Origin of the sequence: Kiloniella sp. (assembly GCF_048270245.1) — a bacterium.
Taxonomy (GTDB): Bacteria; Pseudomonadota; Alphaproteobacteria; order Kiloniellales; family Kiloniellaceae; genus Kiloniella.
The window spans coordinates 102,511-127,719 of sequence record NZ_JBLWTH010000006.1 but is presented as its reverse complement, the minus strand read 5'-3'; the positions used below and the strand labels follow the sequence as shown (position 1 = coordinate 127,719).

Sequence of the window (25,209 nt, the reverse complement as noted above, 5' to 3'; positions counted from 1 at the left end):
TTCTATCAGCTCATCCGTTAAGAAAAAGGGTGACCCGGGACAGGCCACCCTTCTTATTTATTCACCGGCTTTCGCAACCGGACGTAATTTTTCAACTTTTGTCGCCGCCGCATCTCTCGCTTCAAGCTCTTCAGCTTTGCGTGTTTGAATACGACTCATCGCTTTTTTGCCAAGTGTAAAAGCATCATCCAACAGAGCCTCTAACTGAAGCGCATGTTTTTTGGCAGATCCAGTCGCAGGTGATGCCGCAGTCTTACGACCAGCATAACGAGGACGGTAACTTTCAAAGCCCATCTCTTCTGCAACTTCCTCGATGAAAGTTGACACAAAAGTCCAGGCCCCCATATTACGATGCTCTTCCTGACACCAGACCAGATCACAATGCTCGTAGCCTTTAAGAGCTTGTGACAGTGCTTCGGCCGGGAATGGATAAAGCTGCTCAAGCCGGATAAGGTGAACATTGTTAATGCCACGCTTTTCACGTTCATCGAGAAGGTCATAATAAACCTTACCCGTACAAAGAATAACCTGCTTGATCTTACTCGGCGGGTTCACTTTTACGCTACACGGCAAAACACGGTGGAACGATGTATCCGGCAACATATCTTCCAAATTGGAAACACATTGCTTGTGCCGCAGAAGAGATTTTGGCGTCATAATAATCAACGGCTTACGGAAACCACGATGCATTTGACGTCTCAGAACATGGAAATAGTTCGCAGGTGTCGTACAGTTAACAACCTGAATGTTGTCTTCCGCACAAGACTGAAGGAAACGCTCAACACGACCCGATGAATGCTCAGGACCCTGACCTTCATACCCATGCGGCAAAAGCATAACCAAACCAGACATTCTCAGCCATTTGGATTCACCAGAAACGATGAACTGATCAATAATGATCTGCGCCCCGTTCACAAAGTCGCCAAACTGTGCTTCCCACAGAACCAGCGCATCTGGTTCGGCCAATGAATAACCGTATTCAAAACCAAGAACAGCCAACTCACTAAGCGGACTATTAATGATTTCAGCCTTTGCCTGGCTGGATCGAATGCCATTCAAGGGCTTGTATTCTGTTTCATCTTTTTGATCGATCCACGCAGCGTGACGCTGCGAGAATGTTCCGCGATTACAATCCTGTCCTGAAAGGCGAACCGGGTGACCTTCAACAAGCAAAGTCCCGTAAGCAAGGGCTTCCGCCGTGGCCCAATCAATGCCTTCGCCACTGTCGATCATTGCCTGTTTGGCTTTGAGTTGACGCGTTAGCTTGCGGTGAATGTCAAATCCGTCAGGAACCTTACAAAGAGTATTTCCAACTTCTTTAAGAAGATCCAGCTCTACACCTGTATCCCCACGACGGGCATCATACCCCCGCACAGCGCCGATATGTGACCACTTACCTTCCAGCCAATCAGCTTTGTTTGGCTTATACCCTTCGGCAATCTGGAATTCTTCTTCCAGCTTGTCCCACCAGGTTTTGTTGATCGCGTCAATTTCACTTTGGGTAACAGTACCTTCAGACGATAGCTGCTCGGCATAGAGCTCACGAACAGAACGCTGTTGCGCGATCTTTTTGTACATCTGTGGCTGAGTAAACGTCGGTTCATCACCTTCGTTATGCCCAAAGCGACGATAACAAAACATGTCGATCACAACGTCAGACTTAAATGTCTGACGGTATTCAATGGCAATACGTGCCACATGCACCACAGCTTCTGGGTCATCGCCGTTAACGTGAATAATCGGAGCCTGAATAATCTTGGCAACATCAGTACAGTAAGGACCAGAACGAGAGTGAACCGGATCAGTGGTAAAACCGATCTGGTTATTCACAATAAAGTGGATCGTTCCACCCGTTGTATAGCCATCCAGTTCAGACAGATCCAAGGTTTCGGGAACAAGTCCCTGCCCGGCAAACGCCGCATCACCATGAAGCAAAATACCCATGATTTTGCTGCGATCCGTATCGTTTTTCTGATCCTGTTTGGCCCGCACTTTACCCACAACAACAGGGTCAACCGCCTCAAGATGGGACGGATTAGCTGTTAGAGAAAGGTGGACAGAATTGCCATCAAACTCGCGGTCCGAAGAAGTACCAAGGTGGTATTTCACATCTCCGGAACCGCCAACATCTTCAGGATTGGCTGCGCCACCTTTAAATTCGCTAAAAATCGCCCGGAAAGGTTTTCCCATCAGATTAGCAAGAATGTTCAGACGTCCGCGGTGCGCAACCCCTAAAACAACTTCTTCCAAACCGAGGGCTGATCCCCTTTTGAGAATTTGTTCAAGCGCAGGCACCATTGTCTCGGCGCCATCAAGACCAAAGCGTTTTGTACCTGTGTATTTTTTACCAAGGAACTGTTCAAATATTTCGGCCGCAGACAGACGTTCCAATATTGCCTGTTTACCTTTAGCCGTGAAATCTGTTCTGTTATTGATGCCCTCGATGCGCTCTTGGATCCAGGCTTTTTGTTCTGGTTCCTGAATGTGCATAAACTCGACACCAATTTTGCCGCAATAGGTCTTGCGAACCCGCTCGACAATTTGACGTAATGTCGCCGTTTCCAGCCCAAGAACACCATTGATAAAGATCGGATGGTCCATATCTTCATCACCAAAGCCATAAGCTCTTGGGTCCAATTCAGGGTGTGGATTAACCGGCTTCAAGCCAAGAGGATCAAGATTCGCTTCGAGATGACCACGGACACGGTAAGCCCGTATCAACATCAAGGCACGAATTGAATCAAGGATTGCACGACGGTTTTCTTCATCGCTCAACGGCACGCCACTTGCTTGTGCCGGAGCCGCAGGGACAGTGCTAACACCATGAATCCCTGCGAGTAAATCTTTGGCATCTTCTTCCAGATTAGAGAAGAAAGATTGCCACCCCGCATCTACAGAATCAGGGTGGCTTATGAACTGAGCGTAGAGATCGGCCAGTTCGCCAGCTTTCGGGCCAAAATAGCGGGCTTCATGCCCAACAGTAGTGTTCGCCATCTATAACCTGTAGCCGAACTGGAGGGTACCAGTTCGGCTCCCTCCAAATTAGGTTGTTATCCTTGCATAGCTTTCAGCATTGTGCTGCCAAGACTAGCAGGAGAATCTGCGACAAGGAAACCAGCTGACTTCATGGCTTCAATCTTGTCATCCGCACCACCTTTACCACCAGCAATAATCGCACCGGCATGACCCATACGACGCCCTGGAGGCGCTGTAACACCCGCGATAAAACCTGCAATTGGTTTTTTCACTTTGGACGCAGCAAAAAACTCTGCTGCTTCTTCTTCGGCGCTACCACCAATCTCACCGATCATGATAATGCCTTGGGTTTCATCGTCTTCCAGGAAGAGTTCCAAGCAATCGATAAAGTTCGTACCGTTCACCGGATCACCACCGATACCGATACATGTAGATTGACCAAGGTTCGCAGCCGTTGTTTGTGCAACAGCTTCATAGGTCAATGTACCGGAACGCGAAACAATTCCGATTTTACCGCGCTGGTGAATGTGCCCTGGCATGATACCAATTTTACATTCATCCGGCGTAATAATCCCTGGGCAGTTAGGTCCGATCAGGCGAGATCCAGACCCTTCCAAAGCACGCTTTACACGCACCATATCAAGAACGGGAATGCCTTCGGTAATACAAACGATTAATTCAACGCCCGCATCCACGGCTTCGAGAATAGCGTCACCAGCAAAGGGTGGTGGCACATAGATAACAGATGCATTTGCTTCTGTTTTATGAACGGCTTCAGCAACGGTGTTGAAAACTGGTAGATCCAGATGGCTTGTGCCACCTTTGCCCGGCGTCACACCACCAACCATCTTTGTACCATAAGCAACTGCTTGCTCAGAGTGGAAAGTTCCCTGCGCGCCTGTGAAGCCCTGACAAATGACGCGAGTATTTTTATTAACAAGTACCGACATTTTACGCGGCCTCCTTCACGGCTTTGACCACTTTTTTAGCAGCATCAGCCAAATCATCACCAGAAATAATCGGGAGACCGGATTCCGCCATAATTTTCTTACCAAGATCGACGTTTGTACCTTCGAGGCGAACCACCAATGGAACGCTGAGGGATACTTCGCGAGCTGCAGCAACAACACCCTCGGCGATCACATCACACCGCATGATGCCACCAAAGATGTTAACCAGAATGCCCTTAACATTTGGATCAGAAAGAATGATCTTGAAAGCAACGGTCACACGCTCTTTCGTCGCACCTCCACCAACGTCTAGGAAGTTAGCAGGCTCACTGCCGTATAGCTTGATGATATCCATCGTCGCCATCGCAAGACCAGCGCCGTTCACCATGCATCCAATTTCACCATCCAGTGAAATGTAGTTTAATTCATGGCGAGCCGCTTCAAGTTCTTTTGCATCTTCTTCGTCTTCATCGCGCATACCTGCAACGTCTTTGTGACGGAAAAGCGCGTTATCGTCGAAGTTCATTTTAGCGTCGAGTGCAATAATGTCGCCTGCACCAGTCACAACCAGTGGATTGATCTCAACGATACTGGCATCAAGATCCATAAAGGCTTTGTACATCGTCGCCATGAATTTCACAGCTGCACCGACCTGCTTGCCCTCAAGCCCCAAGCCGAAAGCTAGGTTACGACCGTGATAAGGCATAAAACCTTCGACAGGATCGATAGCAACTTTCAAGATTTTTTCAGGCGTGGCTTCGGCCACTTCCTCAATTTCCATTCCACCTTCGGTAGATGCCATTATGGTCACGCGGCTGGTCGCGCGATCAATTAGCATTCCAAGATAGAGTTCACGTTTAATGTCACAACCTTCTTCGATGTAAAGGCGTTTCACTTCTTTACCGACAGCGCCAGTCTGCTTTGTCACGAGGGTATGACCCAGCATCTTGCGCGCGTTTTCTTTCACATCATCAAGCGTCTTGCAGAGACGAACTCCACCGTCGCCATCAGGGTCGTCGGTGAAACGGCCTGCTCCACGTCCACCTGCGTGGATTTGGGATTTTACAACCCAGATTGGGCCGCCCAGTTCACGGGCTGCATTTTCTGCCTCTTCCGGTGTAAAAGCAACTGATCCACGGGGAACAGCTACACCGTATTTTCTCAGCAGCTCTTTAGCTTGATATTCATGAATGTTCATGGGACGCCACAAAGCCTCAATTGGTTTTATTTTTTAAATATGGTTAACGAGTCCGAAAACCCTCGTACCGACAATATACACTTAATTTGTTAAGAGCATACCGATAGATACTTAGCGATAGATTAACACCCCGGACCCAGAGCGCAACCGCACCGCAACAATTTTTGTCGGAAAATTGGCATAAAATGCCGCGGATAGTCGGAAAAACAAAAGGCGTTGCGACTTATCGTCAACAACGCCTTTCACTATTCTCAATCACAAGAAGATTTAATTGTGCAATGCACAGTACCTTCTTAGCCTTTAGCCTGAATATCCTTACAAGCTTCGACAAGCCCCTTAACAGCCTCTACAGAGCTGGCAAGAAGCGCAGATTCCGTAGCATCCAGGTCGATTTCAACAACTTTTTCGACACCGTTTGCACCCAAAATTGCGGGGACACCAACGTACATACCATTAACGCCATACTGACCTTCAAGATATGCAGCGCATGGCAGCACGCGACGTTTGTCTTTCAGATAGCTTTCCGCCATCAGAATTGCAGAAGCAGCCGGTGCATAAAAAGCAGAACCAGTTTTCAACAACCCGACGATCTCGGCCCCACCATTTTTTGTGCGCTCAACAATAGAATCCAGTTTCTCTTGGCTCATCCAACCCATTTTAATGAGTTCTGGCAAAGAAATACCGGCAACCGTTGAATGGCGAACCATTGGCACCATCGTGTCACCATGACCACCAAGAACAAATGCTGTTACGTCTTCAACAGATACATTCATCTCATCAGCAAGGAAGTGACGGAAACGAGCAGAGTCCAAAACCCCGGCCATACCAACAACTTTATTAGCCGGAAGGCCTGAAGCCTGTTGAAGAACCCAGACCATTGCATCCAGAGGATTGGTAATACAGATAACAAAAGCATTTGGGCAATGCTGTTTAATACCTTCACCAACTGACTGCATAACCTTGATGTTAATGCCCAGGAGGTCATCGCGGCTCATGCCTGGCTTGCGGGCTACACCGGCAGTTACAATCACAACATCGGAATCAGCGATGTCTGCGTAGTCGTTTGCCCCTTTAAGATCAGCATCAAAACCTTCTACAGGAGAAAGTTGAGCAAGATCCAGCGCCTTACCCTGAGGAATACCTTCGGCAATGTCGAAAAGAACGACATCGCCCAAATCTTTCATTCCAGCCAACAAAGCAAGTGTGCCGCCAATATTACCAGCACCAACAAGCGCGATCTTTTTACGTGCCATGATTTCTGTCCTTATCAGGATTTCTTCGGCCCGATCGGGCCCTCGATCAAATGCGTCGCAGATAAAAGAACCTGCAAAATACACAGGGAGTCCTAGCGCGTATCCCCATTTTGAGCAAGGAACTTTGTTGCATTGCACACAGTCTCCTCTTGTTCAAACTTTAGTGATCTCGGCTCAACAGGCAAAGTACTTACCCTTATCTGTTCGTAACTATTTTGCGCATTTCACACAGGATGTTGCATAGGGAAGGGCAATCAGCCGGGCTTCCGGGATTGTTTCCCCACAACCAGAGCAAATACCATAAGTATCATTCTTTATCCGCGTCAGCGCAGCTCGAATCTGATTTATTTCCACCAGCCCGGCCTCTTCAAGCCCTTCAAGCACTTGATCTCCCTCACTTTCTGTTGCGTTTTCTCCCCAATCCTGACTATGAGGTTCCCGAAGATCATGTTCAATTTGATCGACCCGAACGCCAAGTTCTTCCATTCGGGCTTTCAGGTTGGTTTTAATTTTGTTCAGATCAGGCATTTGCACAGTTTCCCTTCTGATAGCTCTATTGATTTGGATAGTACTATTGGGATTATGGCACTTGCTTTAAACGAGTCATTGACTCAGGTCAGCATTATTTAAGAGATAGCAAGTACTCCACTCATGAGAGATTACTCTCATGAGTGGTCATTTTACGGCTTTTTTTGATTTAAGGGAAGCTTTACATAAAATTAAAAGGGTCATACCTGTGGCATACCTGTATTACTTATCTATATGTGGCTGGATAATATATTCCTGAGATCTCATTTCCTGAAGCCGACTGACTGTGCGCTCAAATTCAAAAGCGCCATCACCACTGGGATATAATTCTTCAGGTTCAGCCGCAGCCGCAGCAACCAAATTACACCGATGTTCATATAGGGCATCAATTAAAGACATGAACCGACGTGCCTTATCTCTATTCTCTGAGCCCATTATAGGAATATCCGATAAAATTAATGTGTGATATTTCTTAGCAATTGTTAAATAATCTCCGGGACCGAGCGCGGTTGAGCAAAGCTCGTCAAAAGTTGCAAAAGCAACCTTTCTAGCTGTCTTTGTCATTCTAACTTTTCGCCCTTTGATATGAAGGGTTTCCTCTTCGGCTCGCGCGCCCTCTGTCAGTTGAAAGAAAGCGTCCTCCAGTGCCTGGCTGGCTTCATTGCCGAGCGGCGCATAGTAAACAGGAAGATTTTTCATCCGCTCCAGGCGATAATCAATTCCAGAATCAAGCTGCAGCACATCCAATCGTTCTTTCAAAAGATCGATAAAAGGCAAAAAACTCTCGCGTTGTAGTCCATTCTCATACAGACGATCCGGTGGCCAGTTCGAAGTCGCGACAACAACGACACCCTTTTCGAATAATGCTTCAAACAGGCGGGCCAAAATCATGGCATCAGCGATATTAACCACATGGAATTCATCAAAACACAGGAGTAAAGCCTCTTCAGCCAGCTCCGCAGCAACATCCGGCAAGGGATCAGCCCGCGTTCCCTTATGTTTTTCTCGCCATTTGTGAAGACGCTCCTGCACCTCCAACATAAAGGCATGGAAATGAACACGTCGCTTTGGCTCCGTCGGGGCGATAGAAAAGAACATATCCATAATTGTGGATTTCCCAGTACCAACACCCCCAAACAGGTATAGCCCTTGCGGTGGGGTTATTTTTCGACGCCCCAGACCAAGGCGTTCTTTCCACCCCCCCATTCCTGTCGAAGGTTGGTAATTTTTCAAAGCATGATAAAGGCTTTGTAATTTTTCAGCCGCAAGTTCCTGCGTTTGATCTGGGCGAAGCTCACCAGCGTTTCGCATATCACGATAAAGAAAAAGCGGTCCCTCACTCATAGAAAAGAAATTCCCAAGCCTGTATATAAATTAACCAAAAGACATTCTCTAACGCACGCCTTTAACGTCCACCAGAGCAATCAAGGATTGTTCCATTACAGTAAGATGCTTGATCAGAGCAAAGCCAAATAACAGCATTCGCAATTTCATCTGCTGTTCCCGCACGTTTCACCGGAATAGCAGGGGCAATTCTATCCACTCGCCCAGGCTCCCCCCCAAACGCATGAATTTCAGTATCAATAATGCCTGGGGATACTGCGTTTACTCTAATACCTTCCCCACCAACTTCCTTTGCCAATCCAACGGTCATTGTATCAACAGCAGCATCAGCACGAGCATGATAATTGATAACCACGACATAGCCCTTAGCAATCGCCATTTTTGATATGGCAGCACCAATGCCTCTACTCCCGCCTGTGACAATCATTACCTTGCTCATAACATCTCCAGTCTTGCACTTGATATATCTATGCGAGATCATAAAAGCCCGAAATGATTGTCATTTCAACTCTCGGACGAGCAAATAAGACACTTTAAAATAAGTAACATTAGCTTCACCCCATCAAACCACAGGAGAAAACAATGAACGAAGATGCCCTGAATATGAGTATCCGCAAGTTCCTCAAAAAAGTTGGGATAACATCACAACGTGAAATCGAAGCTGCAATTCGACAGAATGTTAAAAACAACCAATTAAGCGAAAAACCTTCATTCGCGATATCAGTTCAATTACACGCACCTGAACTCGGACTCGATCATAAAATCGACGGCAAAATAGAGCTGGAGTAATTTTTTTAAAAAAAGCGACGGTTTTTATTTTCTTCCTGCGTTGAAAGAACATGAAACGATCATTACAGGAGAAAAACCATGATCAGTAAAAAGACTTTTATTGTTGCAAGTTCAATTGCATTTCTTACTGCAAGTGCCGCCTTTGCTGCCGGCGGCGGAAAGTGGAAGAACCACTTCGAAAAAGCTGACACAAACGGTGATGGGCAAATCACACAGCAAGAAATTGCGAATGTACAGGCGACAAAATTCAGTCAGACCGACCTAAATAATGACGGCTCTATCAGCTTGCCAGAAATGCAAGAAGCTGTTGCTAGGCACATCGCCGAAAGAACAAAAAACAAATTTAGCAAAATGGATGCTGATAATTCTGGCGGGATCTCTACCGAAGAATTTAATGCTAGAATAGACAAGATGATAGAACACCTTGATCGTAATAACGACGGGGTCATTGATAAAGAAGAAATACCCCATAAAAAAAAGCACAAAGGATAATCTTTTAATTTGATCAACCAAAGTGCAATTGAGTGGTAGAGAAACCGGGTCATCAATGACAATGCCTCAAACCCCAATAGAGGATGCCAATTTAATGGCCCGAGTTGCACAGGGGGACGCAAATGCATGCCGTCTTCTTGTGCAACGACACCTCAATCAACTTGTGGGATTAGCCATGCGGATGACTGAAAGTAAATCTGAAGCAGAAGACATCGCCCAAGAAGCTTTTGTCAGACTGTGGAAACAAAGCCATGACTGGCAAGCCAAAGCCAAGGTATCAACATGGCTTTACAGAGTGGTCCACAATCTTTCTATTGATGCTATCCGTCGAAAAAATCGGCAGACATTATCCGAAAATGATCGGGTACAAATAAGCGAAAACACAACAAGCACCCAAAAAACTCAGGATCAGATGCTTCATCAACAAGACATAACACGGCAGGTTGAAACAGCCATATCTCACTTACCCGAGCGGCAAAGAACGGCGATCACCCTTGTTCATCATAGGGACATGTCCAATAAAGATGCCGCTCACGTTATGGATATCTCTGTTGACGCACTTGAATCTCTCCTCGCAAGAGCACGGCGGAGTCTCAAAGAGATCCTTTCTGAAAGTCGTAAAGACTTACTGGGAGCAGCATCATGACGCCTAACTCATCTCTCTCAAGCAAAGACAGAACTGAGCTCACTTATCTTTTTGACTGCTATGGTGCTTACGCTCACCACTGGCCTGAAGAAAAACGCGATTGGGCCTCAAACCTTATCGACCATCACCCTGAAGCCAAGGCGTTGAGGGATCAGGCTCTTGAACTCGATCGGTTACTTGACCAAAGTCCAGCAGAGCCAGATTCAGTGCACCTCATCAACTCCATTTTAGCTCAAGCGCCGCAAAAGAAACAACAGCCGAACCAAGAACAAAGCATACTTCATAAACTGTGGCCCTTTGAAAGTATATGGCGACCTATTTCAGCACTGACGACAGCTGGCATATTCGGCATTATGCTTGGAACAACGTCTCCGGCCTTCCTCTATCAACAAGAGGCAGTAGAAATAGAAACCGCTTATCTAGAATTCTCTCTGGGTGAGAACTTCACTAATAATTTTCCTGAAGGAGAAATTGACTAATGCCCGTTCCTTCAAAAAAGGTTCTTACTATAATTTTCTCTATTTCCTTGGCCTTGAATATTTTCATGGGTGGCCTTATCGGATCGCATATGTGGCACGCACGCACTTATGGTCCTGTTGGTATTCATAGTAAATCACAAGAACAAAAGAAACAGTGGCGCAACCTCTCGTCAGAACAACGTGATATTTTCAAAGAAGTATGGCGAGAACACAAATCAGATATTAAATCCTCTTTTAAGGAACTGCGCGCATCGCATAAAAAATTAAAAGGCAATTTAAAAGGGAAGACCGAACGTCCAGAGTTTGAGGCTGCATTTAAAATCTTTATGGCAGAACAATCCGACATTCACAGTCAAACTTTGGAAAAGTTACTCGATATAGCAATGACCCTACCACCAGAAGACCGTAGCACCTTCCTCTCCTTGTGGGGGACAGGCCCTAGCAGAGGCAAGCATCAACAGCGATAAGATAAAAAACTACTGAACAATCCGATTTGCTGGCAAGATAATGGATGCTGTTGTCCCTTTACCTTCTTCACTTGAAAGACGAAGGCTGCCGTTGTGAAGCAGACAAAGCTTTTGAGAGATTGAAAGTCCCAAACCAGTTCCCTGGACTTGCCTCGTCATAGCTCCATCGACTTGAATAAAAGGGCTCATCACATCCTGAAGACGCTCTTGGGGAATGCCAATCCCGGTATCCGTAACTTCAATAAAGATATTATCCTCGTCCAAGCCACCCTCAATTGTGATCTTTCCACCCGCTGGTGTAAACTTAACAGCATTGGACAACAAATTAATCAAAATCTGTTTCATTCCCCGTTCATCAGCAAAAACATTAGGAAGAGACGCTGTCGACGCAATTTCAAGATTCAGCTCACCACTATCCAATCTTGGACGAATGATTGTAACTGATGAATTAATCAAGTTTTGAAGATTAATCTCCTCTTCGTTAAGAGAAAACTCTCCAGCTTCAATTTTAGACAGATCAAGAATATCATTGATCAGGTTCAATAGATGATCACCACTATTTCGGATATCCGATAAATAGTCTTGGTACCTTTCAGACCCCAGAGGCCCAAAAACTTCACGCTCCATCAACTCGGAAAAACCAATGATCGCATTCAACGGCGTACGTAATTCATGGCTCATATTAGCCAAAAATTCTGATTTAGCTCGGTTCGCGACCTCCGCACTCTCCTTGGCCTGCATCAACTGCACTTCAGCTTGGCGTTGCTTGGTTATATCTTCTTTGGTTGCGACATAATTAGTAATTTCCCCCTGATCATTTACAACACTTGATATCGACGCTCGTTCCCAAAAATAATCACCATTTTTATGTTTATTTTTAAAAACTCCAGTCCAGACATGACCGTTGGAAATTGTCTCCCAAAGCTCTTTGTATTGATCATCAGTCGTGTAACCGGACTTTAAAACACTCGGGGTTTTACCGATAATTTCATCCGGGACATATCCCGTTACATCTGTAAATTTTGGGTTTACATACTCAATAACACCATTCGGATCGGTGATTTGAATAACAGCGGGATTTTGCTCTATAGCTTTTGAAAGTTTTCGTAAACGTCCCTCTACCTCTTTTTGAGCAGAGATATCCCGGATAAACGTAATTCTGTTATTCTCACCATCGAGGACACTGTTTTTTGCTGCGATACTTACCTCAAAACGAGATTGATCTTTGCGAATACAGATGGCTTCATACGCTCCCGTCTTCTTCATTTTAATTGAATTACGAACCTCATCCAGAGATTCCGGAGCAATCAAGTCCTCGACCTGTAAAGATATCATCTCTTCATATTCATAGCCAAACATACGCATAGCTGCATCATTACAATCTGACATTACGTCATCAGCATGAATAATAATTCCCTCATTTGAAAGTTCAGATAATCTGCGGAGACGTTCTTCACTCACCCTCAGATTTTCTTCCGCCCTAATACGCTCAGAAATATCAACGCTGACTCCAATCAACCCCGCAAATGTTCCATCAGTATTATTATATCGCGCTTTATGCATCAAAATGTGCATATCTGAACCATCTGGACGTGTAAAAACGGCCGTCCCTTCGTCAGTCATCCCTGCATAAATTGCCTGCTGGTCCGCCGCTATAAAAGTATCGGCCAATTCCTTTGGGAACAATTCATGGGATGTTTTACCAATAATCTCATCCAGCTCTAACCCAATATTTTTGAGGAACAGCTTATTGCATCCCAGATATTTTCCGTCTTGATCTTTGAAGTAAATCTGAGCAGGAACAGCATCCAATAATGTTTGTAAAAAGTGATTATGCTGCTCTACCGCACTTTCAGCTTCTTCGAGACGTTTAATCTGTTGATTGAGTTTTTGAAAGCTAGGGACTGCCCTGATAATACCAATAAAAAGAAAGATTGCGCCCCCAAGATAGCCAACCATCTTTTCCAATATTGCCTGATACGCTGTATCGCCGATAATCAGGAATTTATTAAGCTGTGGAAAGTTATCAGACACATCCAACAGACTTGCAACAGCCAAAAGAATAAAGCCAGCCGTGATAAAGTTCCATCCACGAAAAGCAAGATCTTGGGCCGGGCGACGCCAAATAACAACACCAACAAGAGTGATTAGAACGGCTGTACGAAATATTTCCGCCGTCAAATCCAGCATTAAAGACCAGGCTCCCCACCCTACACTACAAAATTCTTACTTCTCTATCACCCCAATTTAGCGGGGACGATTCCAGAATTTAAGCATTTATTTTCATATTTAAGTTAGTATCAATAATGAAAACTAATAGGAAGTAAATGCAACAATTTTTACGACAAAAAAGGCTGGCAAAACGCCAGCCTTTTCCAATTCATCAAAATCACTAGGAATAATTAAACTTTTCGCTCAACCATCAACTTCTTAATCTCTGCAATCGCCTTCGCCGGGTTTAACCCCTTTGGACAGGTTTTAGTGCAGTTCATAATTGTATGGCATCGGAAAAGCCTGAACGGATCTTCCAGATTATCCAAGCGCGATCCGGTTTCTTCATCACGAGAATCCGCAATAAAGCGATAAGCCTGAAGCAGAACAGCCGGCCCAAGATAACGATCGCCATTCCACCAATAACTCGGGCAGGATGTTGAACAGCTAAAACAAAGGATGCATTCCCACAGACCATCAAGCTTCTTACGATCTTCAGGTGTCTGAAGGCGCTCTCTCTCTGGTGCAGCAGTCGTGGTTTTCAACCACGGCTCAATAGAGGCGTATTGTGCATAGACCTGATTTAGATCTGGAACCAAATCCTTAACCACAGGCATATGTGGCAAGGGATAGATTTTGACTTCATCATCCTCGTCCACATCGCTGCAGAACTTGGTACAAGCCAGTGTGTTTGACCCATCAATGTTCATGGCGCAAGACCCACAGACACCTTCACGACAAGACCGACGGAATGTCAGAGTTGGATCAATCTCGTTTTTAATCTTGATCAAGGCATCCAAGACCATAGGGCCACAATCGTCCATGTCCACTTCGTAAACATCTTCCCGTGGCGTTTCCCCACTATCAGGGTCCCAGCGATACACACGGAAGGTCTTGGTCTTTGTTGCTCCAGCCGGAGCAGGATGCTTTTTCCCGCTCTTATTTATTTTTGAATTAGCTGGAAGTGCAAATTCTACCATTGTTATTTTCTCCTAGACGCTTTCCCTTTAGCCACTTAGTAAACGCGGGCTTTTGGTGGGAAGGATTGCACTTCATCAGTTAACGGCTCCAGATTAACCGGACGATAATCAAAAGTAACATTCCCGTCTTCATCACACTTGGCCAGTGTGTGTTTCATCCAATTTTCATCATCACGATCAGGGAAATCTTCACGGGCTTGCGCCCCGCGACTTTCCTCACGATTTGCGGCACCAGCCATGGTGACACGTGACTGATACATCAGATTATCAAGTTCCAAAGTCTCAACCAGATCAGAGTTCCAGATCAGCGACCGATCAGTAACATTGATATCGTCACGCTTGCTCCAGATTGACCCTAGAAGGTCAATACCTTCTTTCAGGCTTTCCCCAGTCCTGAACACCGCCGCATGGTTCTGCATCGCTTTTTGCATTTCCAAACGAACTTCGGATGTCTTCATTGATCCCTTGGCGTAGCGTGCCTTGTCCAAACGTGCGAGAGAATTATCCCCAGCATCCGCAGGAAGCGGCGCCTGAGAAGCACCAGCCTTCAGTGTTTCAATACAATGAAGCGCTGCACCGCGACCAAAAACAACCAAATCAAGCAAGGAGTTTGACCCCAGACGGTTAGCCCCGTGTACAGAAACACAAGCAGCTTCACCGATGGCCATCAAACCGGGAACTTCCGTATTGGGATCCCCGTTCTTACTGGTGACGACATCACCTGTATACTTACAAGGAACACCGCCCATGTTGTAGTGACAAGTCGGGATTACCGGAATAGGTTCTTTCGACACATCGACACCCGCAAAGATACTTGCTGATTCAGCAATACCTGGCAGGCGTTCAGCAATCAGATCCGGATCCAGATGCTCAATGTGCAGATGAATATGATCATTTCCAGTGCCAACACCGCGGCCATCACGAATTTCCATTGTCATGGCACGACTAACCACATCACGAGACGCAAGATCTTTAGCGCTCGGTGCATAACGTTCCATGAAACGCTCGCCTTCAGAGTTGGTCAGATAACCACCTTCGCCGCGAACGCCCTCAGTAATCAGGCAACCAGCACCATAGATTCCAGTTGGATGGAATTGAACAAATTCCATATCCTGACAATCAAGGCCGGCACGTAAAGCCATACCGTTACCATCACCCGTACAGGTATGCGCACCCGTGCAAGAGAAGTATGCACGGCCATAACCACCAGTCGCCAAGATAACTTTCTGTGCACGGAAACGATGGATCGTACCATCATCAAGGTTCCACGCCACAACACCACGGCATTCGCCGTTTTCCATGATCAAATCAATGGCAAAGTACTCAATAAAGAACTCAGCGTGACGTCTTAGACTCTGTTGATAAAGCGTGTGCAACATTGCATGACCAGTTCGGTCGGCTGCGGCACAAGTACGTTGTGCAATACCTTCGCCAAAGCGGGTTGTCATACCACCGAAAGGACGCTGATAGATCTTACCCTCTTCCGTACGGCTAAAAGGCATTCCGTAGTGTTCCAGCTCAACAATTGCCGGAACAGCTTCACGTACCATGTATTCAATTGAGTCCTGATCACCAAGCCAGTCAGATCCCTTTACGGTATCATACATGTGCCAGCGCCAGTCATCTTCACCCATGTTACCAAGAGAAGCAGAAATACCTCCTTGAGCAGCAACGGTGTGACTACGCGTTGGAAAAACCTTGGTAATACAAGCCGTTTTCAGACCTGCTTCTGCCAAACCCAGCGTCGCACGCAAACCTGCGCCACCGGCCCCGACAACAACCACATCATAAGTGTGATCGATAAACTCATATGCTTTGTTTGATGGAGCAGTGTTCATCGTTTATTTCCTAGCCCCTGAAGAGAATCATCAAAATTGAAAGAATACCTGTCAAACCCAAGACAACATGGACCGACAGACTCAGGAACAGGGAAAGAACTTTACTGGCCTCTCCATGTACATAGTCTTCTATCACCACTTGCATTCCCTGCTGAGAATGAAGAAGGCCAACAGAGATCAAAAGAATTAACAATCCTGCAACAACAGGCGACTGTACCCATTCTAGAAACTGTATATGATCAGCCCCGGTCATCAACGCAACCGAAAACACAAACCACAGAACGAGCGGAACAAGTGCCAAGCTGGTCAGGCGTTGTGCCCACCAATGTGAAGAGCCATCTTTTGCTGACCCTAATCCACGGGCACGTCCCAAAGGCGTACGTAGTGACATATCAAGCTCCTCCTACTGCATAGGCAAGGGCCCAAAGCCCCACGGTGATAATAACTGAGAACACAATCACAGCCTTACCAGATGCATATGCGGTTTCGAGCTCTAGGCCTTTACCCGCATCCCAGTAGAGATGGCGAATGCCGTTACAAAGATGGAAAACGAGAGCAAACGTCCAACCGAAGAGAAGCAGTCGGCCGAACCAAGATCCCAAGAAGGATTGTACCAGTTCAAAATATTCCGCGCCGCTTGCTGCCGCAGCAAGCCACCAGATCAGAACGATGGAACCCACGGATGTGGCAACGCCCATGATGCGGAATAGAATAGAAAGTACGGAAGTTAATTGAGGACGATACACCTGCAAATGAGGTGAAAGAGGTCTGTTACCCCTGGACATGTTTTCTTTCCCGATATTGCGCACTGGTTCCGCTTTTCAACTTCGCGCGCCTTATATTTAGCAGAACCCAAAGATTTGATGACGTTAAACCGCAATGCAGCATTAGTCAATGCAAGGCGACTAAAACTCGCTAAAGAACGACCTGATGACAAACAAGTATTTTACGAACATAAGAATTGTGACTTTTACTTATTAACATCGTCTTAAAACTTCCAAACATCTCCATGTTGCACTGCACAGCCACATTCACAAAAAGAAGCATTAAAATAAAAAATAATTTTAGCTTTGCAATAACTGATAAAACTCATGAAAAACAAACCACATTACTTGCAAAAAGGGACCCTCCAAGAAAAGTGCATTGAACACACCGAATATTTATTGTTTCGATACAATGTTATTAATCACATCAAACACTGTAAATCGCCCAATATCAGAAAGATTTTTATTTTGGCATTAGTTTGGCATTAGTACTGTGTAATCAAAATCCAAAACGACATCTTCCTGATACTGCCCTTCGCTATTCTTGAGGGGGAAATTCTCACAGCTGTTATTCTTGGCCGCAACCAGACGGACTCTCAAGGCGCCGAGATCATCGCGTTCAGGAACTTCGATTTTCTCCAGAATTTCACTCCAAGCATAGATCGTATCACCTGCAAAAGTCGGGGCAACATGAGTACCCCCGTTAATCGCAGCTACCTTGAACGCATTTTCCATACCATTGAAAGATAGCGCACGAGCAATAGAGATTATATGCCCGCCATAGATCAAGCGCCGCCCAAAACGCCCCTGAGATTCTGTATGCTGGTTAAAGTGAACCTTTGCCGTGTTCTGATAGAGTCGGGTCGCCATTTGATGCTCAGCCTCTTCGATGGTCATGCCGTCGACGTGGGCTATACGTTCGCCAACACTATAATCTCCCCACCTGTAGGCCGATCCTGATAAAGTAACATCATACCCCGTTAAATTTACTTCCTTGGGAATTGATAAAGATCCTGCGGCAACACTTTCGCTCAACTCAGGCACAACAACTACCGGAACGGCAGCATCAACATCACGCTTTCGCACCATAACCCAGCGTACATACTGTAACACCATTTCACCGTGCTGATTACGCCCGGTGGACCGCACATAAACAACCCCGGTTTTACCGTTGGAATTTTCCTTTACACCAATCACAACACTTGTTGTAGAAACCGTATCGCCCGGATACAGCGGCACTCCCAGAATGCCCTCGGCATAGCCAAGGTTTGCCACGGCATTCAAGGAAATATCGGCGACGGTCTTTCCAAAAACAATATGGAATGCAAGGAAATCATCTACTGGTGCGCACTCAAAACCAAGAGTCCGCGCAAACTCATCTGAAGAGGAAAAAGCAAACCTGGAACCGTACAGGGATGTATAGAGCGCCTGATCACCAGAGGTTATTGTTCTTGGGGTCGCATGCGTCAGGACCATTCCCGGATAAAAATCTTCGAAAAAATTTCCTGTTCGGGTTTTACTTTTCATATGATTTTTCGCACCCAAGATTTATCCTCCTAAACATCCTGTTCCAAAGCGATAATTGCATCTGAATAAGCAATCAATCTTCGCGCTTCATCGGCATGAAGGTTTTCAATCAGATGCCCATCAAGCACAACAACGCCCTGTCCCTGTCTTTTGGCTTCTTCAAATGCCGATACGATGGATCGCGCTTTTTCTACTGCTTCTTTTGAAGGACCAAAGGTATTATTTGCAACAGTGATTGTTTTAGGGTGGATCAGTGTTTTGCCATCGAAGCCTAGGGCCAATCCCTGTACACAGGATTCTGTAAAGGCATCGTCGTTGTTAAGATCAAGGCAAACCCCATCAACTATCGCGATGCCGTAAGCTCGGGCAGCCAAAACACATAGCCCCAGCGACGTAATCACAGGTAAGCGTTCCCTCGTATGTTGGGCCTGTAAATCCTTAACCAGATCAGATGTGCCCATCACAAAGCAGGAAATTCGTTCAGATGACGCCGCAATCTCTTTGGCATTGAGCATGCCCAAAGGCGTTTCCATCATACACATGACAGACATGGTTTCTGGGGCATCAGACTTGTTCATCAAATCGACAAGATTATGCACTTGCCTTTCATTTTCGACTTTGGGAAGCAAGATAGCATCAGCTGTTGTTCGAGAGATTGCTTTGATATCCTCAAGGCCCCATTCGGTATCCATGCCATTCACACGAACAATGATTTCGCGCTTGCCATATCCACCTTGACGTAAAGCCTCAACGACCATTTCTCGTGCTTCGATTTTTTTGTCGTCAGTAACAGCATCTTCCAAGTCAAAAATAAGCGCATCTGCCGAAAGACTACGCCCCTTCTCCAAGGCTCTGGCTTTTGAACCGGGCATATAAAGAACAGATCTTCTCGGTTTTGGGGCTGCTACCATCTTCAACTCCTCTGTCTTGTTTTGCTGTCATTTTAATCACGTAATACTTAATTGTGCACCGCAGCATTTACCGCATAGTTCCATCAAACGAAACGACAAACAAGACTTTTTATTTCCTTTTTCCCTTTCACATCCATCTATAATTACTCAAGTTCGGGGAAGGTTGTACCCTTCCCCTTTTGACTATCCACCTTTTACGCAACAGACCGAACACGCTGACGTAAAAAGACAAGACCAATAAAAGCAATCAAAACAAGCGGCAGAACAGTCGCGGCAACTGCTGTCCAACTGAAGCTGGAAATCAGAACCCCTGACCCAAAAGACGCCAGAGTCGACACAAGGGCGATGAGCGTATCATTAGCCCCTTGAACAGCGGATCTCTCACCTGCACTCAGATTTTCATTCAACATATTTGTTGCCCCAATAAACCCAAAGTTCCATCCAAGCCCCAGAAAGATCAGCGCAAGGTAAAAATTCTCTAACTCAATACCTGCCATGGCCATGCCTGCCGATAGACAAAGCAACAATAAACCACAGGAAATAATTTTCCCGGACCCAAACCGTGAAATGAGACTTCCGGTAAAGAAACTCGGCGCAAACATGGCAATGACATGCCAGCGGATTACGTCACCGGCTTGCACATCAGTAAAGCCACAACCGACCATGGCAAGGGGAGTCGGTGCCATTAACAAAACCATGACACCAAACGAAACTGCTGCACAAAGAATGGCGGTAAAAACAGCCGGGCGTCGCACAATTTCACCAACTGTTGCAACTTGCTCACTTCCATTCAATTGGTCAGCATTGCTTGTTTTTGGCAACCGTAACGCAAGAATAGGAAGGCTCCCGATAATGGACAATACCGTGATCGCCCCATAGGCACCCGCAAAGGGAATAGGAGAGAAGAGATCTTTACTGTAGATAAAGATTTCTGGCCCCACCAGCGCTGCAACTAGACCAGACCCAAGAGTAAAAGAAATCGCTTTCGGTCGCCAAGATTCAGAAACAACTTCGGCTGCCGCAAATCTAAAGAAGCCAAAACAAATCAGCGCACTTCCCATCGCAGCATGGGCGAAACACAAGGTATAAAAATTATCGTAGAATAGACTGTAAACACCTAAAATCCCGCCAGATGCCGCAATCGTAGCCCCAAGAAGAAATCCTAGCTTCCGGCCATACTTCCCCATAAAAACAGACATAGGTGCCGCCGTTAACATACCAGCGAGCATCTGCACCGAAACCGGCAGGATTGCGAACTCACTTGTTGGCGCTAACATGGCCCCCGCCAACCCGCCCAAGATAATCAACATAGGCATCGGCGTTCCAAGAACGGCGTTGCCCAGTAAAATCAGCGAAAAATTCAGTCGCTGTGTTTGGTCCCGCATCGTCACACTATCGCTCATACTGTTACAGGCATCCTTAACCCAAATTATTTTTAATGGTTGCGATCATAATTCCGACTGTATTCCAAATAACTACTGTCAAAAATGTAATTCAAACATCAAATATTGCCAAATAGTGCATTATAGGCAATATGGGCGGACGATTAAGGAGCAAAACATTGAGACTAAGAAAAACCCTGGGAACAGAGAAAAGGATCCGAGAAATCGGCGTCCTAGTTTTTGATAACGTGAATCTTCTAGATATAAGCGGCCCCGTACAAGCTTTTCATAGCGCCACGTCTCCAGAGACCACAGCCTCACAGACGCCAACAAAAACGGAACCAACGGCAAGTAAAAAGCCTGTAAGCAGGGCAAATGATATACCGCTTTACAAGCATCACTTCCTCTCGCTTGATGGTAATTCCATTCACACATCCTGTGGGATGGAAATAATGCCCCACGGGAAAATCACCGACCTGCATCCTTGTTCGGACTTGTTAATACCCGGCGGCAACGGCGTTGATGAACTTCTTGAAAACGAGGTATTGCTCCATACGCTTAAAGCATTCCACCCCAATTACAAAGATCGACGATTAATTTCGATTTGTTCCGGTGCCCTAATACTGGCTGCATCAGGCATCCTTGACGGACGCGATGCCACAACCCACTGGTCCCGGGAACAAATGGCAAGAGAACGCTTCCCCAATGTGAACTGGAAACTCAACACCATCTACACAAAGTCAGATCAGATCTACACTTCGGCGGGCGTCTCAACAGGTATTGATCTGGCAATGGCAATTATCGAGGAAGACCACGGCACAGCAAACTCACTTGATGTCGCCCAAGAGCTGGTCGTCTATCTGCGCCGAAATGGTGGGCAGAAACAGTTCTCTGATCTTCTCGAAGCTCAAAAGCGTCTAGAACCAAGACTTCTAAAACTTGTCGACAAGATAAGTTCTGACCTCTGCCGAAACTGGACATTATCAGAACTGTCAAAAGAGGCGAATATGACACCACGCACGCTTGATAGACGCTTCAATCAAGCTCTTGGCTCTTCCCCTGTCCAATTTGTTGAACTGACCCGCCTTAACCAAGCCAGAATCCTTCTGACCAAAGGGGTTTCAATGAAGCAGGTCGCCAGCTTATGTGGCTTTGGTGATCTTCAGAAAATGCGCAGAAGCTTTCTCCGCAATCTAGGCATCACGACAACGGAATACCTGCAACATTTTGGCCCCTCCTAACCAAGCTTTGAGCAAAGCTTTCATATCTTCAATTATGTCACGCAGCCTTTTTGGTTATGCGCCCCAAACTTCCGTCAACCTCTAATAGTTCTCCGTCTTCAACCCACTCCAAAGCACCGGGAGTGTTAACCACAGTCGGGAGTCCAAGTTCACGTGCAACAATAACACCATGGGACATAGCACCGCCAATTTCCATAACAAGTGCCCCAGCCCTTAAGAAAAGCGGCGTCCAAGATGGATCTGTAAAGGGAGCAACCATGATATCTCCTTGCATCATATCTTGCCCTTTATCAGGAGACGTCAGCACTCTAGCAGTGCCTCGATACTGACCGGGGAAAGCTCCAAACCCCAATAATTGAGTCCCGGTCAATCGCTCAACTACCTGTTGAACAGGCTTTTGCCCGGGCTCTTCAGTATAGACATTTGCAACGGCTTCCTTAGCCCATTGATCATGCTTCAGGTTTCGCGATTCAATTAACTCGCAGAGTCCTTTTCCATTCCATGTTCCTTCGACTAAGGCCGAAAGCTCCTGAAAAGTAATCCAGCACAAATCATCAGCTATTTGAATACGCCCCTCTAAAGCCATACGTCGCCCCTTTTCCATAACTAATCGCCGAGCTGGCTCCATTAGGGCAACAATCGCTGACTTGACGCGCTCACGCAACGCCATACCCGCGCGGGCCTGTTCCGCAGCCGCAGTCAATGCCTTGCGTTGCCGTGCTGGTAAAGTATCCAGCATCTGCTCGAGATCATGATCAACAGCGGATCGACCCGAAGGCTCTTTTTCCTGTTTCATAAGAAATTTAATTTGTTCAAACAAAAAGCGGGGCGCTTCACTCCAACGCGGATAGCGCATGTCCAGCTCTCCGACACCACGGTGCCCATAAAGATCCAGATAATCCCTCAAAGCAGTTTCAAAAACACCATCACCAACCTCAACGGGCAGATCGTTGCTTCCGAGTATATCTTTTGCCTTGGGATCATTCCTTGCCACTTCAGCAATTGCACGCAGAGAAATAGCATGTTCAGCACTATCCATCTGCCCACCCCCGCTCAACAGTGCATAGGCAAGCATACGGTTGGCCTCGGTTTTCAGCTTACCGACTTGTTGGTCAAAAAGAAAAAGCTTGATGCCGCAATAGTTCGCACCTTTTGCAAAATCAGGCATGAAGGTTTTTGTATCTTCCACCCAGCGCCACAGATGATCGGTCAATTCCTCGTCTTTCCAATCCCTCAAATCATATTTTCGGAAAGATCGAACTCGTTCAAATATATCTGCACTTGTTTCTTCCAGCTTCTTTTCTGCGCCGTTCAAGAGTGACATAACCCGAATTCCGCGCCAGATACGTTTTAGCTTCACAAACCAGCTTTCCTTTTCGGGCAAAGCAATAGCAGGTTGATGTCCGCCAAGGTTTTTATTGGAATCATCCGGGCTTTGCCCATACCCGTCGTACCAAAGCCATTGCAACTCTGACAGATTGGCATAACACCGTCCCTTAATCCGCTTTATGGTATGCAGCCCTTTGGGGACCTGATATCCAGTGCAGTTTGGGATAATGTGTAACATTTCTGGGATTGCTGTTTCAATAAAACTCCAACTCATGGGACAAGGTATTTCGGCGAGGACTTCCTTGAAATTCGCATTACTCCAAATAACAGGATCAGAAGCAAGTTTGGGAAGCGTTAGATGCGGAACAATAGTGACAGGGCGCGCCTGTACAAAATACAAATCATCGCCATCAAAAACCCACTCTGTATCGTAAGCGGTATCACCATCCCCCATGGCCCAATGAAGACGCGATAGCTGATTAGCCAGTATCTCTAATTGACGATCACTTAAGGGACCGTTTTTAACAAAAGATGCCGTCAAATCTTCACGGGACATCTCATAACGGTATCCCTGCACTTGCCCATTGACCAGTTCATCAGCCAATCCTGTAACGGCCTCTACAACCATGATATCGCGTCGCCCAGTAACTGGATCGATTGTAAAGGCAACACCAGCTTTGGTTTGGCCTTTGGTTCTTCGCTCAGCTCTCTCTCCCACCATTTGACACAGCGTAATAGCCATGGATACGCCAAGTATATCAAATCCCATGTGCTGACGATAAGCCACGGCCGAAGGCGTCCATAAAGACGCAAAGCACTGTTTAATTGCAAGGATCAGGGGATTAACTCCCTTAACGTAGAGAACGGATTGATGCTGCCCGGCAAAGGACGCAAAGGTCCCATCTTCGCCAACCGCAGACGAGCGAACCGCAAGATCCACATTCTGCAAGTTATTCTCAGCAAGCTTTGCATTTAGCTCCGTAATAAATATTTCTGGCAAATCTGATTTGATAATGATCGCATGTACCTGTTCGATCAAAACTGGATCATCCGGCTTTGATTCCAAATCCGTCCGCAAGCTTTCCGGCAAAACTGTTTCAATCACTTGCAAATACAATCCATTCGTCAGCGCCAGTGTTTTGGGGATCTTAAATCCATAGCGATCAAGTCTTGAAAGGCCCCAGCTTTTGCCCCCGACAACATCAGCACCGCGCTCAAATGCTTCTTCCATCGACAAAATAAAACCACTCATAACTTAACTCCCTCAAGAAAAAGCGATGTTGATTGTTGCGCCCAAACCGTCAAATCAACTGTTTCTGGCCGCATGAACCAACCAAACAGTCCCTGATAAATCATGCCGATAAACATCAACGATAAATGCATCGCCGGAATATCTTCACGAATTTCGCCCCTTTGCTGGCTCTCATGAAAGACTTCAGCAAGAAAACTACGGAAAGATCCTGGATTATTCGGGTCCGGCGACACAGGTACGCCACGGTCATCATAAATACTGCTTAGGACTGCGCGCCCCAGCTTGGGATGTTGTTGGTTCCAGTCTGCAATTCCCCATGCAATATCAGTCAAAATCTCTGATAGTGGCGCTTTGTTTGATAATCTATCTCTTGCGGTCAGTATCATTGGCTGCGCAGCGCGACGGGCCAGGGCATGGATAACCGCATTCTTACTCGGGAAGTTGTAATAAAAGGTTCCTCGGGCAACACCGGATCTTTCAATAACCGCATCAACTGTAGCGGCCTCGAAACTATCCTGATTCAAGATGCTTTCCATAGCATCCATAATTAAATCACGCGATTTAGGACGAGACGTTTTAATCATAAGCATCACTCTTTTTAGACTACAGTCTAAATTTCTACTATAGTCTAAAAAGAGTCAAGTCTTGTGAT

23 protein-coding genes are annotated in these 25,209 nt (G+C 46.2%); 6 read left to right on the top strand and 17 right to left on the bottom strand.

All coding sequences use genetic code 11. The features are described 5' to 3' along the window. Positions 1–57 precede the first annotated feature (57 nt). The 7 genes from ACN0W5_RS14680 to ACN0W5_RS14650 form a co-directional block, all read right to left on the bottom strand. On the bottom strand, positions 58–2,994 hold the full coding sequence (locus tag ACN0W5_RS14680) for a 2-oxoglutarate dehydrogenase E1 component (RefSeq protein ID WP_417454844.1): 2,937 nt from the start codon (positions 2,992–2,994) through the stop codon (positions 58–60). 56 nt (positions 2,995–3,050) lie between these two features. Then, positions 3,051–3,926 carry a succinate--CoA ligase subunit alpha gene (sucD, locus tag ACN0W5_RS14675; RefSeq protein WP_299380402.1) on the bottom strand — a complete coding sequence of 292 codons (876 nt, stop codon included), beginning with the start codon at positions 3,924–3,926 and terminating at the stop codon, positions 3,051–3,053. A 1-nt stretch (position 3,927) separates the two neighbouring features. After that, positions 3,928–5,124: an ADP-forming succinate--CoA ligase subunit beta gene (gene sucC / locus ACN0W5_RS14670; RefSeq protein WP_417454843.1), complete on the bottom strand. Its 1,197-nt coding sequence runs from the start codon at positions 5,122–5,124 to the stop codon at positions 3,928–3,930. Positions 5,125–5,417: 293 nt separating this feature from the next. Then, complete coding sequence (gene mdh, locus ACN0W5_RS14665) at positions 5,418–6,377, bottom strand: malate dehydrogenase (protein WP_417454842.1); 960 nt, start codon at positions 6,375–6,377, stop codon at positions 5,418–5,420. 210 nt (positions 6,378–6,587) lie between these two features. Then, the gene (locus tag ACN0W5_RS14660) at positions 6,588–6,905 is read right to left on the bottom strand and encodes a TraR/DksA family transcriptional regulator (RefSeq protein WP_417454841.1); all 318 of its coding nucleotides are present in this window, start codon (positions 6,903–6,905) and stop codon (positions 6,588–6,590) included. Positions 6,906–7,127: 222 nt separating this feature from the next. Then, positions 7,128–8,249, bottom strand: coding sequence for a cell division protein ZapE (zapE, locus tag ACN0W5_RS14655; protein ID WP_417454840.1), 1,122 nt, complete (start codon positions 8,247–8,249; stop codon positions 7,128–7,130). A gap of 61 nt (positions 8,250–8,310) precedes the next feature. Continuing rightward, positions 8,311–8,688, bottom strand: coding sequence for an SDR family oxidoreductase (locus ACN0W5_RS14650; RefSeq protein ID WP_417454839.1), 378 nt, complete (start codon positions 8,686–8,688; stop codon positions 8,311–8,313). A gap of 143 nt (positions 8,689–8,831) precedes the next feature. Between ACN0W5_RS14650 and ACN0W5_RS14645 the strand changes: the two genes are divergently transcribed. The 5 genes from ACN0W5_RS14645 (at position 8,832) to ACN0W5_RS14625 (ending at position 11,122) form a co-directional block, all read left to right on the top strand. Further along, positions 8,832–9,038, top strand: coding sequence for a DUF6494 family protein (locus tag ACN0W5_RS14645; protein ID WP_417454838.1), 207 nt, complete (start codon positions 8,832–8,834; stop codon positions 9,036–9,038). Positions 9,039–9,116: 78 nt separating this feature from the next. Further along, positions 9,117–9,530, top strand: a complete 414-nt coding sequence (locus ACN0W5_RS14640; RefSeq protein WP_417454837.1) for an EF-hand domain-containing protein — start codon at positions 9,117–9,119, stop codon at positions 9,528–9,530. Between the two features lie 55 nt (positions 9,531–9,585). Beyond that, positions 9,586–10,176 carry a sigma-70 family RNA polymerase sigma factor gene (locus ACN0W5_RS14635; protein ID WP_417454836.1) on the top strand — a complete coding sequence of 197 codons (591 nt, stop codon included), beginning with the start codon at positions 9,586–9,588 and terminating at the stop codon, positions 10,174–10,176. Next, entirely contained in the window at positions 10,173–10,655 is a 483-nt protein-coding gene (locus ACN0W5_RS14630) for a hypothetical protein (protein ID WP_417454835.1), read from the top strand. Before ACN0W5_RS14635 ends, ACN0W5_RS14630 begins: the two co-directional genes overlap by 4 nt. Then, positions 10,655–11,122 carry a periplasmic heavy metal sensor gene (locus ACN0W5_RS14625; RefSeq protein WP_417454834.1) on the top strand — a complete coding sequence of 156 codons (468 nt, stop codon included), beginning with the start codon at positions 10,655–10,657 and terminating at the stop codon, positions 11,120–11,122. Before ACN0W5_RS14630 ends, ACN0W5_RS14625 begins: the two co-directional genes overlap by 1 nt. Positions 11,123–11,131: 9 nt before the next feature. On the opposite strand, the gene ACN0W5_RS14620 is transcribed toward ACN0W5_RS14625, so the two are convergent. The 8 genes from ACN0W5_RS14620 to ACN0W5_RS14585 all read right to left on the bottom strand — a co-directional run bounded on the left by ACN0W5_RS14620 (position 11,132) and on the right by ACN0W5_RS14585 (position 20,756). After that, positions 11,132–13,312 carry a PAS domain S-box protein gene (locus ACN0W5_RS14620; protein WP_417454833.1) on the bottom strand — a complete coding sequence of 727 codons (2,181 nt, stop codon included), beginning with the start codon at positions 13,310–13,312 and terminating at the stop codon, positions 11,132–11,134. A gap of 212 nt (positions 13,313–13,524) precedes the next feature. Beyond that, positions 13,525–14,313 carry a succinate dehydrogenase iron-sulfur subunit gene (locus tag ACN0W5_RS14615; protein ID WP_417454832.1) on the bottom strand — a complete coding sequence of 263 codons (789 nt, stop codon included), beginning with the start codon at positions 14,311–14,313 and terminating at the stop codon, positions 13,525–13,527. 35 nt (positions 14,314–14,348) lie between these two features. Continuing rightward, entirely contained in the window at positions 14,349–16,151 is a 1,803-nt protein-coding gene (sdhA, locus tag ACN0W5_RS14610) for a succinate dehydrogenase flavoprotein subunit (RefSeq protein WP_299374173.1), read from the bottom strand. Between the two features lie 10 nt (positions 16,152–16,161). Continuing rightward, a complete protein-coding gene (sdhD, locus tag ACN0W5_RS14605; protein ID WP_417454831.1) occupies positions 16,162–16,542 on the bottom strand; it encodes a succinate dehydrogenase, hydrophobic membrane anchor protein in 381 nt (126 codons plus the stop codon). A 1-nt stretch (position 16,543) separates the two neighbouring features. After that, complete coding sequence (gene sdhC, locus ACN0W5_RS14600; protein WP_417454830.1) at positions 16,544–16,936, bottom strand: succinate dehydrogenase, cytochrome b556 subunit; 393 nt, start codon at positions 16,934–16,936, stop codon at positions 16,544–16,546. Between the two features lie 453 nt (positions 16,937–17,389). After that, complete coding sequence (locus ACN0W5_RS14595) at positions 17,390–18,442, bottom strand: MaoC family dehydratase (protein ID WP_417454829.1); 1,053 nt, start codon at positions 18,440–18,442, stop codon at positions 17,390–17,392. Between the two features lie 29 nt (positions 18,443–18,471). After that, a complete protein-coding gene (locus tag ACN0W5_RS14590; RefSeq protein WP_417454828.1) occupies positions 18,472–19,353 on the bottom strand; it encodes an HpcH/HpaI aldolase/citrate lyase family protein in 882 nt (293 codons plus the stop codon). Positions 19,354–19,547: 194 nt separating this feature from the next. Beyond that, positions 19,548–20,756, bottom strand: coding sequence for an MFS transporter (locus ACN0W5_RS14585; RefSeq protein ID WP_417454827.1), 1,209 nt, complete (start codon positions 20,754–20,756; stop codon positions 19,548–19,550). Between the two features lie 158 nt (positions 20,757–20,914). Between ACN0W5_RS14585 and ACN0W5_RS14580 the strand changes: the two genes are divergently transcribed. Beyond that, positions 20,915–21,976 carry a GlxA family transcriptional regulator gene (locus ACN0W5_RS14580; RefSeq protein WP_417454826.1) on the top strand — a complete coding sequence of 354 codons (1,062 nt, stop codon included), beginning with the start codon at positions 20,915–20,917 and terminating at the stop codon, positions 21,974–21,976. 37 nt (positions 21,977–22,013) lie between these two features. Here ACN0W5_RS14580 and ACN0W5_RS14575 read toward each other — a convergent pair whose 3' ends face one another. Both ACN0W5_RS14575 and ACN0W5_RS14570 read right to left on the bottom strand, forming a co-directional pair. Continuing rightward, positions 22,014–24,557 carry a PEP/pyruvate-binding domain-containing protein gene (locus ACN0W5_RS14575; protein ID WP_417454825.1) on the bottom strand — a complete coding sequence of 848 codons (2,544 nt, stop codon included), beginning with the start codon at positions 24,555–24,557 and terminating at the stop codon, positions 22,014–22,016. Beyond that, a complete protein-coding gene (locus ACN0W5_RS14570; RefSeq protein WP_417454824.1) occupies positions 24,554–25,141 on the bottom strand; it encodes a TetR/AcrR family transcriptional regulator in 588 nt (195 codons plus the stop codon). The genes ACN0W5_RS14575 and ACN0W5_RS14570 overlap by 4 nt, the downstream gene beginning before the upstream one ends. Positions 25,142–25,209: the final 68 nt, after the last annotated feature.